Here is a 16913-nt window from a genome sequence, read left to right as displayed (position 1 = left end):
TGATTTTTATTGAGTATAACACAAAAGGTAGCCCACCAGCTACCTTTTTCTTATGCTTCCTCAATCAAGCGAGTATGTTCTCTCTTGATGCAGCGATTCATCACGATATCATCACATCCACCAGCACGCAAGATTTCTTCCGCTTCTAGACTTTCAAGTCCTAGCTGTGCCCAAAAAATCTTAGCATCAGCCTTGAGAAAATCACGCGCCACATCTGGCAAAAACTCACTGCGACGGTAAACATTAACAATATCTACAGGAAAAGGAATCTCTGCTAGGCTAGCATAAGCCTTTTCACCCAAGATTTCGCCACCTGCCGCCTTGGGATTGACTGGGATGATTTTATAACCCCGAGCCTGCATTTCCTTGGTCACTCGGTTGCTAGTTGTTTCCTCGCGGTCTGACAAGCCCACCACAGCAAGGGTTTTACTCGTTGCGAGATACTGACGAATCACACCATCACTTGGATTGATAAATTCTTGACTCATAGAAATCCTCCTTTTTCTTCAGTATAGCACAATTTGAAAAGGCTTGCAGAATTCTACTACAAAAAAGGAGGACTAGCCCCCTTTTTATTTAGCCTCGTACCAGGTTGCCCCTTCATTTTCATCTGCGATGAGGGGAACACTGAGTTGAATGGCTTCTTCCATGGTTTGTTTGACCAATTTTTTCATCTCTGCCAATTCAGATTTAGGAACTTCAAGGACGATTTCATCGTGCACTTGCAGAAGCATCTTAGTCTGATAACCACCTGCAACCAAGGCTTTATCTAGCTGAATCATGGCAATCTTGAGAATATCTGCTGCCGAACCCTGAATAGGAGAATTGATGGCTGTCCGCTCCGCAAAACCACGAATATTAAAGTTGCGCGAATTGATATCTGGCAACTCACGACGACGCTTGAAGAGGGTCTCCACATAGCCCTTATCACGCGCCTCACGCACCACTTCATCCATGTAGTTTTTAATACCTGGGAAGCGTTCAAAGTAGGTATTAATGTAGGCTTTGGCCTCCTTACGGCTAATGCCCAGATTATTAGACAAACCAAAGTCTGAAATACCATAAACCACTCCAAAGTTAACCGCCTTGGCATTGCGACGATCGTTTGCAGTCACATCCTCAGGACGCTCAATGCCAAAGACCCGCATGGCTGTCGAAGTATGGATATCTGCCCCCTCTTGGAAGGCCTTAATCAAGTGCTCATCCTTAGAAATATGCGCCAAAACGCGCAATTCAATTTGTGAATAGTCCGAACTGAGCAATACACTATCCTCCCACTCTGGCACAAAGGCCTTCCGAATCAAGCGCCCTTGTTCCAAACGCACAGGAATGTTTTGCAAGTTTGGATCTACACTAGACAGACGACCTGTTTGGGTCAAATCCTGCACATAACGAGTATGAATCTTGCCATCATCCAAAATCCAGTCCTGCAAGCCAATTACATAAGTCGATTGAATCTTAGCAATTTGACGGTAGTCTAAGATTTTCTTAACAATCGGAGCAATAGGAGCCAAGCGTTCCAAGACATCCACCGCTGTCGAATAACCTGTCTTGGTTTTTTTAGTGTATTCTAAAGGAAGTCCCAATTTTTCAAAGAGAAGCACGCCCAACTGCTTAGGCGAGTTGATATTAAACTCCTCACCAGCCAACTCGTAAATCTCTTGAGTCAGTTTTTCAATGACAAGCTCATTTTCAGCCTGCATCTCACACAAAGTCTCTTTCTTGACCCTAATTCCAGCTATTTCCATCTTGGCAAGGACAAAAGCCAGAGGTTGCTCTATATCATAAAGAAGCTCTAATTGCCCATTTTCGCTGAGTTTTTCAAGCAAAATAGGCTCTGTTTCAACCAAAACAGCAAGTTTACAAGCTAAGTGTTCCAAGAATTTCTCACGTTCAGGAATGGCCTTTTTAACACCCTTACCGTAGAAAGTTTCATCATCAACCAAGTAAGTCTGACCATAAAGACTAGCGATGGTCGCAATTTCATTGTCCTCCACAGTCGAAAGGAGGTATTTAGCCAAACGGATGTCAAAAGCAGGCGCCTGCAAATCCACACCCAAACGTTGCAAAAGAACTTTAACCTTCTTAAAGTCATAAACTCTCAGAGATGTTTTTTCTAAGAAATCCTTGAAAATCGGGTCTTGCAACAGCTCAAGCTTGTCTGTGGCATAGAGCTTATCCCCACAAGACCAGGCAAATCCAACCAAATTATCCGTATGGTAATTCTCACCAAAAAGCTCAAAGTGGAAGATAGACTCTTCACTCAGCATATCTTGACTGATTTGGTCAACAATAGTAAAATCCAAACTCTCAGACACATCAGCTGACGACACATTTAAAGCCTGCTTGAGCTGTTTGAAGCCCATCTCATCGTAGAATTTTCCAAGATTTTCAACATCTGGACCACTATAGACCAAGTCCTCTAAACCAATCGCAATCGGTGCCTTGGTATCAATGGTCGCTAGTGTTTTAGACAAAAAGGCCTGTTCCTTATCATTAATGAGATTTTCCTTCATCTTAGAAGCCTTCATCCCATCGATATTTTCATAAATCCCCTCAAGCGAACCATACTCCAGCAAGAGTTTGATACCCGTCTTTTCACCAATTTTGGTCACCCCAGGGATATTATCCGACTTATCACCCATGAGCGCCTTGAGATCGATAAACTGAGTCGGTGTGATGCCCATCTTTTCCATGAGATAATCTGGCGTAAAGGCCTCAAACTCAGCCACACCTTTCTTGGAAATTTCAACCACCGTATGCTCATCCGTCAGCTGAATCAAGTCCTTGTCCCCACTGACAATGGTAATATCAAAACCATCCTGCTCTGCTAGTTTATCCAGTGTCCCAATGATGTCATCCGCCTCATACTGAGCCAACTCATAGTGACGAATCCCCATATGATCCAGCAACTCACGAATGAAAGGAAATTGCTCACGAAACTCATCAGGAGTCTTAGCCCGACCACCCTTATAGTCCGCATACATCTCTGTCCGGAAGGTCGTCTTTCCCGCATCAAAAGCCACCAAAATATGACTAGGCTCCACCCGCTCCAACAAATGGCTCAACATCAACTGGAAACCATAAATGGCATTGGTATGCAAACCAGCCGCATTCTTAAAACGGTCCAACTGCTGATAGAGTGCAAAAAACGCCCGAAAAGCAACAGAAGACCCATCAATCAATAATAATTTTTTCTTATCCATACACCCATTATAAAGGAAAGAATCAAAAAATACCATTGGGAAGAGCTAGAGCAAGTATTTTTCAAACTTTTTCCCGAATAAATAGATAGAAGCATTGAAACTAGTAAACTTAGATTTAAAAATGTGCTATAATGAAAGACAAACTATAAGAAAAGTCAATAGTTTATCTAAAATATTTCTTATTTCAATTTGATGATTTAGCGATGATTTTAGAGCACGGCAAAAATCCCTTGAAAAAGTCCATTTTTTTCAAAGGTAATCTTGTGTTAATTTCAGAAATTACATCACTTTTTGTTCGTCAAATGGTAGCTCTTTTTTAGGAGATAAAACATGGTTCGGATAAGTTTTTTTGCAAGGTGGATGATGGCTACATTGTAATGTTTTCCTTGTTCTAACTTAGTCTTAAACTAGGCCTTAAAAGCAGGTGAAAAGCGATTGCATGCTTTGCCAGCTGATGAACGACTACAGAAACGTCAAGAAGAGCTCCAACCCCTAATGGAAGACTTCTTTGCTTGGTGTCGGCGTCAGTCAGTTTTACCTGGTTCAAAACTAGGAAGGGCAATTGAATACAGTCTCAAGTATGAAGAAACCTTTAAGGCCATTTTGAAAGACGGGCATCTGGTCCTTTCCAATAATCTAGCTGAACGCGCCATTAAATCATTGGTTATGGGACGGAGTAAAAGAGTCCAGTGGACTCTTTTAGCCTAAGCTAAATTTTAAAAAGCGAGGGTGGTTGTTTTCTCAAAGTTTTGAAGGAGCTAAAGCAACAGCTATTATTATGAGTTTGTTGGAAACAGCTAAACGTCATCAACTAAATAGTGAAAAATATCTATCCTATCTTCTAGAATGTCTTCCAAACGAGGAAACTCTCGTAAACAAAGAGGTTTTAGAGGCTTATTTACCATGGACTAAAGTTGTACAAGAAAAGTGCAAATAAGAAATCTCCAGATTAGGAACTATCCGTGAGTTCTCTAGGCTGGAGATTTTTCAATATACTTCGTTATTAGGCGGTTACGACTGAAATATCGTCTTGTTCACTTTTTATTTTCTTCTAACCAATAGACGGAGTTGCAAGGAAAATGCCAAAAACTCTACCCCTATAGCTAACAAAGAGCAAAAAAACTAGGAGAGAACTCTCCTAGTTTTAAATTATCTTGGATTATTTAACCCACTCACCGTTGTGGTTTACTTTATAACCATCTACAGTTGTATTAACTGCAAGAGCTCCTGACGCGTATGAGTAGTACCATTTACCACCAACTTGATACCAACCAGTTGCCATTGCACCTGATGATTTCAAGTAGTACCAAGTACCATTGTCTTTAACCCAACCAGTTGTCATCCAACCAGCTTGGTCAAAATAGTACCAAGTTCCATTGATTTTTTCCCAACCATTAGTTGTGTAAGAACCATCAGCGTGTTTGTACCACCAGCGAGAACCTGATTTAATCCATTCAGCTTTTTGAGCAGGTGTTTCAGCAGAAGCTACTAATTGAGGAGTTTTCAAAAGAGTTGCTTTACCATTTTGTACTCGAACTGTTAATTTATATGTTCCACGTTTAGTTTTAACTTCAACAGTACTATTAGCTGATTTTTCATACTTAATCTCAACTGCTTTACCATCAAGTTTCAGTTCATTACCTTCTTTATCATAAACCTTAACATATCTATCGGTAACAACTCTTTGTTTATTAGATTGTTGAGATGCAAGGTGAGACTTAATATCATCAATAGTCAAATCACCATTTTCAGTAGTATTAACTTTACCACTTGCTTCTTCTCCACGTTTAGCTGCTGCTTCTGCTGCTTCTGCTGCTTCTTTAAAGAGTTTAGAAACTTCTGCACTTGGTTCTGTTCTCTCATCAGCTGCAGGTTTAGCATTTGGCAATGTTTGAACATTAGCCTCACTAAAAGTTGCTGTATCAGCTGAAACAGCTTGTACAGCACCAAATGCTGCAAGAGCGACTGCGCTTGTCAATAAAACTTTTTTCATCGTTTTATCTCCTTTGTTTTTCTTTAAAATATTTTTTCGTAAGACTACCTTACTACCATAGATTATATAAATATTTGCAGGATTTGTCAAGAGTTTTCTTCGAGTTTTTAAACTTTTTACCTATTTTTTCAAAAAAGCCAAATTTCAAGTTCAAGTTAGCCATCAAGAAGTCTTCTCTGGGTGATTTGTAGTGCAAGCATTTTTTAGGATAGTTATTAATCCAATTTTAGATGAATGCGACTTCTTTGGGAGTCGTTTTCTTAGTTCCCTTAGGTAACCATCTCCGAATGAGCCTGTTGTGATTCTCATCAGTTCCCCTTTTCCCAAGAGGCATAGGGGTGCGCATAATAGATATGTTCCTCAGAAAATACATCAGACAAGCGGTTAAATTCTGTACCATTATCTGCCGTGATGGACAGAATCTTGTCTTGTTTTAAGATGAGTTTTAGAGCCTGATTGACCGATTCAGCGCTTTTATTATGCCATATAGCATTGTCCATAACGAGTAAAAGATAATCATCTGGATAAGCTTGTGAAAGCTCTTCTAAAAAGGCGTTCATCCACTCAGTATGACATCCACCAGCGATTAAGAAAAATGATTCGCCTGTATGGGCATCAACAGCTCCATAACAATAGCGAAATTCTCGTATATAGTGACTATGGACATGTGGACCTACTCCCATTGGAGCCCAACAAGATCCCAGTTTACTGATTCTACCGAAACCAGCCTCATCTTGGTACATCAAGCGAACCTTACGAAAATGCCTACTGGTTTTAAAGCGCTTTCTTGTCTTCTTGAATTGAGATTTTATTTTTAGACGCGACAATGGTTTGAACGTCTGCTTTCTTGGGATGTTCTGGACGTGGCCTAATATTTCGCCAACCATGGCGCTTCAAGAGTTGATAAAAGGCATCACGTGTGTAGGAAGAACCTAACTCCTTTTTATAAGCCTGAAATAAGGCATCAATTGTAACAAATTCTCCTGCCTCTGCAGCCTTCAAATGACGGGCAAGAAAGGCTTTCTCTTCCTCAATTGTCATATATGCATGGTTACGACCACCACGTGTTTCTTGAAGGAGAGAATCGAGTCCGAACTCCTCATATTTTTTTACAGTTGGCCAAATCGTTGTTTGATTACAGTCTAAAAGCTCTATAATCTCTTTATAAGATTTACCCATCAGACGAAATAGAACGATTTGAAGGCGTTTATGATATTTAGCTGTACTAGAGTCTTTTAAAAGTGTTTTGATTGTTTGGATTTCTTCTTTAGTTGATTTCATATTACTATTGTATAATGCTTTTTGATTTTAGTCTAGTATTAATCCCAATTTTCCATTATGAATACAATAGTAAATGGTTGAAATTCCCACGTTAACCCCTTTAGCCATAACCATCATTTCAGGAGAAAACTTTTGATTATGATAGTGGAGAATCTTTTCCTTTAGTTCTTTGGTTAAGCTTGATTTCTTGACCGAGCGCCTGCGATTGTTTTCATAAGACTGTTGAGCATAGTCGGTAGAATAAACCTCTTTGAAGCGCCCTTTTCCAAGACATTGTCAGACTGTCTCACGCTTGATTTCAGTGTGGATAGTTTGAGGAGCTTTTCCAAGCAAAGAGGCAATTTCTCTATTTGATTTTCCTTCTTTTGTTTGGCTTTTGTAGTATAATTGTCTTGCATCTCTGTGCCTTTCTTGTGTTTGTGGTTGAACAACAAGTATAACACAGAGGTGTTTTCTTATGCCTAGAAGAGCTTTCATTTTTTTCAAAAAAGGTTGAAAAAACACCTTTGTGAGATGAAATACCCTTCAAATACCGTATCTCCCAAGTGAAAATCTCACAAATTTCTTAAACTTTGAGTCAAACTTCACATATCTAATCCATATCGATAGTTGGACAGAACTCACTTCTATGGTATTATCCTATCCCCCTTCCAAATGTCAAGCAAAAATGACAAGTATTTTAGAAATAACTCGCCATTTCATTAACTTTCTACTATATTAAAAAAATGTGACCTCATAGCAAGGACTCAAACTCAGCGACGCTCATACCCAGCTGATGGCTGGCAACCTCGGAAGTCAGAAGTCCTTGGCGAACCATATCCAGAAAGGCAAAAAGTTTCCCACGTTCCAAGCCTTCTTCTCGCCCTTGTTCAATCCCTTCAGCTCGTCCACGTTCAAGACCACGCTCCAGTCCCTGTTCAATCCCCTCTGCACGACCACGCTCTAAGTCTTTTTCCTCCGCTTGTTCCAAGGCATAGTCATGAGCGAGTAAGGCTTGTTCTTCACGCATACGTAGTTGACTAAACATTTTCCTGTACTCCTCGGACCAGCTCTTGTAATCTAGCAGTTGGTCTGCTTGGCTGATGGCTCGCTCGGGGCGCTGGGTAAAGGGTTTATTCCCGAAAAACTCCAACCATGGCTTGCGAACGCTATCCTTGCTGGTTTCTCTGTATTTTTTAATTCCAAGAATACCATCTTGACTAGATGGTTTTCCTGTCCATTGTTTGTGATGGTTAAGACTTCACCTGTCGTTCCCTCTCGCATACTAAAGCTATGAAAAGCTTAATCATCCTGAAAGTAATTACTATCCACAATAGCTATTGCGTATACTGATGCGATGTGTTTATAACTTTGGTGAGCGTTTCCTTCTTATTGGCGAATTTTTTCTAGATTTTGATTGACCTGACTGCACAAGTAAGCCCACAGGAGATTGATGAAAAAATTCTGATGATGAACTTGAATTTCAATGATTACTTGGGTTCCATTATCCAACTCCACCAAGACATCAATACTGGTATAGAAATCTTGTGCTTAATAGGGCAGAGAAGGCAAGACGTGAATATTACTTCCCTCCAAAATGGTCACATTTTTGGCTGGTAAATCCAACATATCGCGGATAAATTGACAAGTGATTTCTGGATTGCTAAAGATTTTCTTAGCGTCCAAATCATTGGTTGAGCTAATGCCCGGATGTCTGAGAATCATTCTTTCTCTCCTTTCATTATAGCACATTTTTAAATCTAGGTTTGCTAGATTCACTGCTTCTATCTATAGTAAAATGAACCAAAAACAGTACACAATGTTGTATAATCTTCTTATGGCATATTCAATAGATTTTCGTAAAAAAGTTCTCGGCTATTGTGAGCGAACAGGTAGTATAACAAAAGCATCACAGGTTTTCCAAATCTCACGTAATACCATTTATGGCTGGTTAAGGCTAAAAGAGGGAACAGAAGAGCTAAACCATCAAGTAAAAGGAACAAAACCAAGAAAAGTTGATAAAGATAGACTTAAAAACTATCTTACTGACAATCCAGACGCTTATTTGACTGAAATAGCTTCTGAATTTGGCTGTCATCCAACTACTATCCACTATGCGCTCAAATTTATGGGGTACACTCGAAAAAAAGAACCACACCTACTATGAACAAGACCCAGAAAAAGTATCCTTATTTCTTAAGAATTTTAATAGTTTAAAGCACTTAGCACCTGTTTATATTGATGAAACAGGATTCGATACTTACTTTTATCGAGAATATGGTTGCTCATCAAAAGGTCAGTTAATAGGAGGTAAAGTCTCTGGAAGAAGATATCAGGGGATTTCTTTGGTTGCAGGGCTAACAAATGGTGAGTTAATCGCTCCAATAACTTACCAAGAAACAATGACGAGCGACTTTTTTGAAGCTTGGTTTCAGAAATTTCTCTTACCGACATTAAATACACCCTCAGTTATTATTATGGATAATGCAAGATTCCAATAGAATAGCTAGAATAGAATTCTTGTGTGAAGAGTTTGGGCATAAACTTTTACCCCTTCCTCCCTACTCACCTGAGTACAATCCTATTGAGAAGACATGGGCTCATATCAAAAAGCATCTCAAAAAGGTATTACCAAGTTGCAATACCTTTTACGAGGCTCTTTTGTCTTGTTCTTGTTTCAATTGACTATATTTATTCGGAAAAAAGACGAAAAAACCTGAGAACCATCTCAGGCTTGGTCATTAAATTTTTTTCTCAATACCGAAAAGTGGAGAAAGTGGTCGTTTTTCATGAATACGTACGATAGCATCCCCTAGAAGATGAGCGATTGAAATCTGCTCAATCTTATCAATCAAACGCTCTTCTGGCAGATAGATAGTATCCAAAACAACCAATTTCTTAATAGCTGATTTTTGGATATTGTCCGTAGCAGGACCAGAAAGAACTGGGTGCGTACAGCTTGCATAGACTTCAACAGCACCAGCTTCCGCAAGAGCATCTGCCGCATGACAAATCGTTCCAGCGGTATCAATCATATCATCAATCAAGATACAAGTCTTGCCTTCAACCTTACCGATGATGTTCATAACTTCACTAGTATTCATCTTATCAACGCTACGACGTTTATCAATAATAGCGATAGATGTTTTCAAAAATTCTGCCAACTTACGAGCACGAGTCACCCCTCCATGGTCCGGGCTGACAACCACATAGTCAGAACCAACCATACCACGACGCTCAAAATAATCTGCAATCAGAGGAGCACCCATCAAATGATCCACAGGAATATCAAAGAATCCTTGAATTTGCGCAGCATGCAAGTCGATGGTCAATAAACGATCCACTCCAGCTACTTCAAGCATATTTGCGACAAGTTTTGAAGTGATTGGCTCACGCGCTCTCGCCTTTCTATCCTGACGTGCATACCCATAGTAAGGCATGACAACATTGACAGATTCTGCACTCGCACGCTTCAAAGCATCTACCATAATCAAAATTTCAAGCAGATTGTCATTTACAGGCGAACTAGTTGATTGTAGGATAAAGACGTGTTTCCCACGGATTGATTCTTCAATGTTGACCTGAATCTCTCCATCTGAAAATTGGCGAACACTTGATTTCCCCAACTCTATCCCAATCTCCTGCGCCACACGTTCTGCCAATTCTTTATTAGAAGAAAGGGCAAACAGCTTTAAATCAGAAAAAGACATGATTTCCTCCGGTATATATGTATAACTTGTGCTTTTCACAAGATTTTCCATCTACCATTGTAGCGCTTTTTGCACTATTTTTCAATCAAAAATAAAAGAAGGGCACCATATTTGTACCCTTGCATCATTCTTTTGAAAAATATTCTAGGTCATCAACTCATTGTGTTTCTCAACAAAGCAATAAGCATGATAAAAACCATAGAGAGCAATAGCCGTAACCACTGGAATCGCTAAAAGCAACTCTGTTTCCAACTCCACAAAAGGAGAGTTAAACAAGAAGTGAGTTCCCAAGGCTAAACCTAGAAAAATAAGGCCCTGTTTCTTGCCAACCTTCTGTCCTTTATAGGCTCTGTAAAGCAAGTAAACACCTACTACAGCTAGACCTGAAAAAGTCCAGTGAGAGGCAATTCCTGAGATGATACGCTCTAAAATTCGCGAAATAGTAAAGTCAAAGCCCTCTGGCAAATCCGTACGAATATAACCAATATCCTCAATCATTTGGAATCCCAAACCGGAAGCAATTCCAAGTAAAAACAAAGATTTTAATTTTCGCACAGGAATCAAAGCCAAAACAAAAACAAGTGGCAATAATTTCAAGGGTTCTTCTACCAAAGGAGCCACAATAGCACTTTCAAAGGCATTTAAAAATGGACTATCTGGGAAAAGCATACCCAGCAAATCATGGATATAGGTATTCGCAAAGCTAGATAACCAGCCTGAAAGGAACATCCCACCCAATAAAGACAAAATCAAGGCGTTCTTTGGGAATTCCCATTTTTTCCCAATACGGAAGAGAAAATAAAGAGCCGGAATCATGTAAAAGAGAGCTAGAAAGATAGAAACTCCCATTAGTCCATATTCCGCACCTGACCTCGAACCGTCCGTATAGTAGATGGTTTCATACTGTAAACCAATACATAGCAATAAAATAAAAATAAATAAAATACTGCTTTTCTTCATACACTTTCTTTCTAAATGAAGTATTTATAATTCTACGACTGTCATACTTCCTGTATCAACATTGTAAATGGCACCAAAGATAGTGACATCGTCTGGTATTAGGGGAGACTCGATAAGCAGTTGCATATCCTCGCGTACACTCTCTTCTATATCTTGGAAGGGCAAGAAGTCCTGGTCTGACACATCTACACCTAATTCCTCTTTTAAATACTCCTGAAAAGGTTCATTTTCAAAGGTCTGAGCACCACAGTCTGTATGGTGCAATACCACAATCTCTCTTGTCCCCATTTGTTGCTGGGAAATAACTAGCGAACGAATCATGTCTTCAGTCACTCGACCACCTGCATTCCGCAAGATATGAGCATCCCCAAGTGCCAAGCCCAGAGCTTGTGCAACGTGCAGACGAGAGTCCATACAGGTCACAATAGCTACTCTTGTTTTGGGTTTAAGTGGCAGATTTAACTGCCCATGTAAGGCAACATAAGCCTGATTAGCTTGCATAAACTGTTCAAAATACGACACGATTCCCTCCTTGAAAATTTGATAGTCAAATATTTCTCCTATCTTATCATTTTTAAGAGAATTTGTCACGGATTATGCAAAGACCTTTTTCAAAACTTCCTGAATCGTTGTCACGCCAATGACCTGAATTTCCTTAGGCAGAGTGATTCCTGTCAAGGAATTCTTAGGTACATAAATCTTAGTAAAGCCCAGTTTAGCAGCTTCGTTGATGCGTTGCTCAATACGATTCACGCGCCGAATCTCTCCTGTCAAACCAAGTTCTCCTACAAAACATTCCTGAGGATTAGTTGGCTTGTCTTTATAGCTCGAAGCAATAGCAACTGCAACAGCCAAGTCAATGGCAGGTTCATCCAATTTAACACCACCAGCAGATTTGAGATAGGCATCCTGATTTTGCAAGAGAAGCCCTGCACGCTTTTCTAAAACAGCCATAATCAAGCTAGCACGGTTAAAATCAAGGCCTGTCGTCGTACGCTTGGCATTTCCAAACATGGTCGGTGTCACCAAAGCCTGAACCTCCGCCAAAATCGGACGCGTCCCTTCCATGGTCACAACGATTGACGAACCAGTCGCTCCATCCAAACGCTCTTCTAGGAAAACTTGACTCGGATTAAGAACCTCAACCAAGCCACCTGACTGCATCTCAAAAATCCCAATCTCATTAGTGGAGCCAAAACGGTTTTTGACCGCTCTCAAAATACGAAAGGTATGGTGACGCTCCCCTTCAAAGTAAAGTACCGTATCCACCATATGCTCCAACATACGAGGCCCAGCTAATGTTCCTTCCTTGGTCACATGACCTACGATAAAGATGGCAATGTTATTGGTTTTAGCCAGCTGCATAAGTTCAGCCGTCACCTCACGCACCTGAGAAACAGAGCCCTGCACCCCTGAAATCTCAGGAGACATAATAGTCTGGATGGAGTCAATAATGAGAAAGTCTGGTTGGATACGCTCCACCTCAGCACGAACACTCTGCATATTGGTCTCTGCATAAAGATAAAACTCACTATCAATATCACCCAAGCGCTCTGCTCGTAGCTTGATTTGCTGAGCAGACTCCTCCCCACTGACGTAGAGAACAGTCCCCACTTGGGACAACTGGGTTGAGACTTGTAGGAGAAGGGTTGATTTCCCAATTCCAGGATCCCCACCTATGAGGACGAGACTTCCTGGTACCACTCCGCCTCCAAGTACACGGTTGAATTCCTCCATCTCTGTCTTGGTTCGATTGACATTGATGGAGGTCACTTCAGCCAGTTTCATGGGCTTGGTTTTCTCACCTGTTAAAGACACACGCGCATTTTTGACCTCGACAACCTCAACCTCTTCTACAAAAGAAGACCAAGACCCACAGTTGGGGCAACGCCCCAGATATTTAGGTGAATTATACCCACAATTTTGACATACAAATGTCGCTTTTTTCTTTGCGATGATAAACCTCTTTCTATATCTCTAATTCACACTCAACCACTTGGCAAAAATCAATCTTCTCATTTGGCACAAACTGGCGCATGAGCATTCGATGAGCAACAACTACCACAGTCTGATATTCTCGATACTTAGCCATACATGCTAGAAAACGAGACTTCATCTCCGCAGCTGTCTCATATCGAATAGGACTATTAGAAAGTAACTCCCCCTTATTTTCTAGAAACATAGTGCGAGCTTTTTCAAAATTATCTGTGCCACTTTCATAGACCTGCCATTCATGTAATAATGGCTCCACTCTCAAAGGAAGTCCCGTAGCACAAACCACATAAGAAGCCGTTTCTAAAGCTCTTGTGACTGCAGAAGATACGATTATTTCAGCTGAAAAGAGTAAAGGATTGGTGCTCAGTTCCTGAGCTTGCTGCCGTCCCTTCTCAGATAAGGGCGCCAAATCTATCCCAAATCCCGTATAAGAACGCTCCTCTAACTCACGATAATCTGGCTCCCCGTGACGTACAAAGATAATCTTCATTCTAGTGCCCTGTTGAACCAAATCCACCAGTTCGAACGCCATCAGCCGCATCGCCATCTGCAATTAAGAAAGGAGCAAAGACAGCCTGAACAATACGTTCTCCAACTTCAAGAACAACCTCTTGGTCTGTGATATTCTTCATCTGCGCAAAAATATGCCCCTCGTTTCCAGGATTTCCATAATAATCCCCATCAATAACGCCAACTGAATTAATTAAAACCAAGCCCTTCTTACGAGGGTTTGAAGAACGATCATATAGGTAGAGAACCTCTGTCGGTTGCATATAAGCCTTAACCCCTGTCGGAACCAATACAATCTCTCCTGGCGCAATAACCGTACGCACAGCAACCTTTAAGTCGTAACCAGCCGCATGAGCTGTCTCACGCTTGGGCAATAAATTCTCATCTGTAAAACTAGAAACCAATTCAAAACCACGAATTTTCATCATCTTCTCTTTTCTATTATCATTTATTCTAGATTATTCTATCTTATTTATTCGGAAAAAGCACGAAAAAAAGAGCACACAATTCAAATCGCTTAGGGCTGCTGGATTCCTCCCCTGACCCGCTTCACGCAGAACTGTTGCTCCACTATTTATTATATCACATTCCTATTCATTTTAAAAGCAAAATTATTTTTTCCGTCTATTTCTAAAAAAGTCCTGCATGATAGCTGCGCAGTCATCTTCCAAAATTCCTATTTCAACCTCTACACGATGGTTAAGACGCTCATCTGTCAAGATATCGTACAAACTTCCAGCAGCGCCAAATTTCTGGTTTTTAGCCCCATAGACCACGTTTGGAATACGGGCAAGCCCAATCGCCCCACTACACATGACACACGGCTCAATGGTCACAAAAAGTGTGCAGTCCAGCAAGCGCCAGCTCTCCTCACTCAAGTTCGCATCCTCTATGGCCATAATCTCCGCATGCATAACCGCTCGCTGCAGTTCCTCACGCGCATTATGCCCACGGCCAATGATTTCTCCGTCCTTGACAATCACACAACCAATTGGAATTTCATCGTGTTCAAGAGCAATCTCAGACTCTCTCAAAGCTTCCCTCATAAAGACTTCTTTTTCTTCAACTGTATAATTCATCAATTTCCCTTTTACTACTTATCGATTTTATTATTATATCATGAATCCCAAGACAAAAAAAGCCACCAAATGCGGTGACTTTATAGGGAGATTATTATGAAAAAGAAAAGTTTAGGATATTCGTTACAACAAGTTAGGAGGTCTTCTTGTAACTGTCTATAGTATACCCGACCTATCTTAAACAAATCTTAAAAATCTCTTAGGACCAAACACTTTCTAAAATATTTGTTTGTTCACGACCAGGACCCACTGAGAAAGTAGAAATACGAACGCCAACCAATTCACTCACACGACGAACATAGTTACGCGCATTCTCAGGAAGATACTCCAAATTACGAACTCCAGTAATATCTTCTGACCAACCTGGCAACTCTTCATAGATAGGTTTGCAACGCTTCAATTGCTCAAGACTAGCTGGATAGTAGTCAATACGTTGACCATCAAGATCATAGGCCACACAGATTTTCACAGTATCTAAACCACTCAAAACATCGATAGAGTTCAATGAAAGATTAGTAATACCAGAAACACGACGACTATGGCGCATCACAACTGAGTCAAACCATCCCACACGACGTGGACGACCAGTTGTTGTACCATATTCATGACCTACTTCACGGATACGTTCTCCCACTTCATCAAACAACTCAGTTGGGAAAGGACCGTCTCCTACACGACTCGTATAGGCTTTACATACACCTACAACCTTGTCAATCTTGCTTGGACCGACACCAGAACCAATTGTCACACCACCAGCCACAGGGTTTGAAGAAGTAACAAATGGATAGGTCCCTTGGTCAATATCTAGCATAACACCTTGTGCACCTTCAAAAAGCACACGTTTACCATTATCAAGCGCATCATTCAAAATGACGGACGTGTCTGTCACATATTTCTTGATTTGTTGACCATATTCGTAATATTCTTCAAAAATATCATCGAAGACGATAGCTTTACTATCATACAATTTTTCAAAAAGACGATTCTTTTCAGCAAGGTTACGTTCTAAACGCTCACGGAAAATGTCTTTATCCAAAAGATCGGCGATACGAATTCCCACACGAGCAGCCTTGTCCATATAAGCTGGACCAATTCCCTTGATTGTAGTCCCAATCTTATTGTCGCCCTTAGCTTCTTCTTGCAAACGATCTAACTCGATATGATAAGGCAAAATGACATGCGCGCGATCAGAAATACGCAAGTTATCAGTTGTAACACCTTCCTCATGAAGATAGCTCAACTCTTTTACAAGAGATTTAGGATTTACAACCATACCATTCCCAATAACAGAGATTTTTTCAGGGAAGAAAATCCCAGATGGAATCAAGTGCAATTTAAACTTCTTACCATCAATCACAATCGTGTGACCTGCATTATCACCACCTTGGTAACGTGCAATCACTTCTGCATTCGCTGAAAGGAAGTCTGTAATCTTCCCTTTACCTTCATCACCCCATTGGGTACCTACAACAACAACTGAAGTCATAATCTTGTCTGAGCCCTCAGGCTCTTCCTTTCTCACATACATGGCAGGACTCTCACCTGCAATTATATCTTACAATTTATTATAAGAAAAAATCGCCTTTTTATCAAGAAGAAACAATAGAAAGATTTGCTATTTCCAACTATTAAAAAATGATTTAGAAAAATAAGCAGCTATTTATTATTATCTTTCCATAAAAAAGTAAATTTGTTCGGAAATTAACTCAGACTATCTCAACAAGAAATAAAACCTTGTTTCATTATCATCTTTTCAAGATACAAACGATAAGCAACACGATAATGGTAAACGATAAAATCCCTACGACACCCAATACCATATCTCACTAAATAATAAATTAAAAATTTAAAATGAAAATGTTCCCAGTCAAAATGATCACCAAATACAGTACCATACTCTTCTTCAATATTTCTATAAAAATCCGCCATCTGCTCATAAATTTTTTGTAACATGATCAAATACTCCTTTTCTTTTTTATGAACTTATTCTAACAAAAAATTTTAATTAATCATTAATAATTCCTGAATTGTACAAATACCAACCTCAATAAGATAAAAAATAGGAAAAGTTGACAGAATAGGAACAAATTTACTACCTAAATTAGACTATTATAGACCTTATTAACTGCGTTAAATACTAAAAGAGAGTTGAGGTAAAAATCTTAAAATAAGAAAAACGCATAGTATAGTTGCTTAGTTT

The 16913-nt window shown here is 40.0% G+C and carries 12 protein-coding genes, 1 other RNA gene and 6 pseudogenes; 2 read left to right on the top strand and 17 right to left on the bottom strand.

The genetic code is table 11. The annotated features are described in order from the left end of the window. Positions 1-50: 50 nt before the first annotated feature. Together HT703_RS07460 and polA are read right to left on the bottom strand one after the other, a co-directional pair. Positions 51-488, bottom strand: a complete 438-nt coding sequence (locus tag HT703_RS07460; RefSeq protein WP_000076477.1) for a CoA-binding protein — start codon at positions 486-488, stop codon at positions 51-53. Positions 489-572: 84 nt separating this feature from the next. Continuing rightward, positions 573-3206, bottom strand: coding sequence for a DNA polymerase I (gene polA / locus HT703_RS07455; RefSeq protein ID WP_172930004.1), 2634 nt, complete (start codon positions 3204-3206; stop codon positions 573-575). Between the two features lie 444 nt (positions 3207-3650). Here polA and HT703_RS11815 point away from each other — a divergent pair. Next, positions 3651-4143 (top strand): annotated as a pseudogene (locus tag HT703_RS11815) (IS66 family transposase); the annotation flags it as partial. A gap of 222 nt (positions 4144-4365) precedes the next feature. Here the strand turns inward: HT703_RS11815 and HT703_RS12165 are convergent. The 5 genes and pseudogenes from HT703_RS12165 to HT703_RS11810 all read right to left on the bottom strand — a co-directional run bounded on the left by HT703_RS12165 (position 4366) and on the right by HT703_RS11810 (position 8184). Then, positions 4366-5199 carry an N-acetylmuramoyl-L-alanine amidase family protein gene (locus HT703_RS12165; protein WP_172930003.1) on the bottom strand — a complete coding sequence of 278 codons (834 nt, stop codon included), beginning with the start codon at positions 5197-5199 and terminating at the stop codon, positions 4366-4368. A 52-nt stretch (positions 5200-5251) separates the two neighbouring features. Next, positions 5252-5678 (bottom strand): annotated as a pseudogene (locus HT703_RS11490) (IS30 family transposase); the annotation flags it as partial. After that, positions 5679-6480: pseudogene (locus HT703_RS07430) on the bottom strand (IS630 family transposase); the annotation flags it as partial. Between the two features lie 39 nt (positions 6481-6519). After that, positions 6520-6918, bottom strand: a pseudogene (locus tag HT703_RS07425) (helix-turn-helix domain-containing protein); the annotation flags it as partial. Positions 6919-7213: 295 nt separating this feature from the next. Beyond that, positions 7214-8184 (bottom strand): annotated as a pseudogene (locus HT703_RS11810) (PD-(D/E)XK nuclease family transposase). A gap of 112 nt (positions 8185-8296) precedes the next feature. On the opposite strand from HT703_RS11810, the pseudogene HT703_RS07410 reads away from it, so the two are divergent. Next, a pseudogene (locus HT703_RS07410) lies at positions 8297-9144 on the top strand (IS630 family transposase). A 56-nt stretch (positions 9145-9200) separates the two neighbouring features. Here HT703_RS07410 and HT703_RS07405 read toward each other — a convergent pair. From HT703_RS07405 to comW, 10 genes are all read right to left on the bottom strand, one after another. Beyond that, positions 9201-10169, bottom strand: coding sequence for a ribose-phosphate diphosphokinase (locus HT703_RS07405; protein ID WP_000010164.1), 969 nt, complete (start codon positions 10167-10169; stop codon positions 9201-9203). Between the two features lie 144 nt (positions 10170-10313). After that, positions 10314-11129: a PrsW family glutamic-type intramembrane protease gene (locus tag HT703_RS07400; RefSeq protein WP_054393165.1), complete on the bottom strand. Its 816-nt coding sequence runs from the start codon at positions 11127-11129 to the stop codon at positions 10314-10316. 24 nt (positions 11130-11153) lie between these two features. After that, positions 11154-11651, bottom strand: coding sequence for a carbonic anhydrase (locus tag HT703_RS07395; protein ID WP_007285146.1), 498 nt, complete (start codon positions 11649-11651; stop codon positions 11154-11156). Between the two features lie 72 nt (positions 11652-11723). After that, positions 11724-13088, bottom strand: coding sequence for a DNA repair protein RadA (gene radA, locus HT703_RS07390; protein ID WP_162199288.1), 1365 nt, complete (start codon positions 13086-13088; stop codon positions 11724-11726). A gap of 10 nt (positions 13089-13098) precedes the next feature. After that, positions 13099-13656, bottom strand: coding sequence for a histidine phosphatase family protein (locus tag HT703_RS07385; protein WP_162199287.1), 558 nt, complete (start codon positions 13654-13656; stop codon positions 13099-13101). Next, the gene (locus tag HT703_RS07380) at positions 13616-14059 is read right to left on the bottom strand and encodes a dUTP diphosphatase (RefSeq protein ID WP_000701986.1); all 444 of its coding nucleotides are present in this window, start codon (positions 14057-14059) and stop codon (positions 13616-13618) included. Before HT703_RS07380 ends, HT703_RS07385 begins: the two co-directional genes overlap by 41 nt. Before the next feature lie 56 nt (positions 14060-14115). Beyond that, an RNA gene (gene ffs, locus HT703_RS07375) (signal recognition particle sRNA small type) lies at positions 14116-14213 on the bottom strand. Between the two features lie 32 nt (positions 14214-14245). Next, on the bottom strand, positions 14246-14713 hold the full coding sequence (gene tadA, locus HT703_RS07370; protein ID WP_001110115.1) for a tRNA adenosine(34) deaminase TadA: 468 nt from the start codon (positions 14711-14713) through the stop codon (positions 14246-14248). Between the two features lie 199 nt (positions 14714-14912). Continuing rightward, positions 14913-16199: an adenylosuccinate synthase gene (locus HT703_RS07365; RefSeq protein WP_014017167.1), complete on the bottom strand. Its 1287-nt coding sequence runs from the start codon at positions 16197-16199 to the stop codon at positions 14913-14915. Positions 16200-16429: 230 nt separating this feature from the next. Next, the gene (gene comW / locus HT703_RS07360) at positions 16430-16666 is read right to left on the bottom strand and encodes a sigma(X)-activator ComW (RefSeq protein ID WP_023937504.1); all 237 of its coding nucleotides are present in this window, start codon (positions 16664-16666) and stop codon (positions 16430-16432) included. Positions 16667-16913 lie beyond the last annotated feature (247 nt).

The organism is Streptococcus sp. 3874, assembly GCF_013276425.1.
In the GTDB taxonomy this organism is placed as follows: Bacteria; Bacillota; Bacilli; order Lactobacillales; family Streptococcaceae; genus Streptococcus; species Streptococcus pseudopneumoniae.
This window is presented reverse-complemented; position numbering and strand designations above follow the sequence as displayed.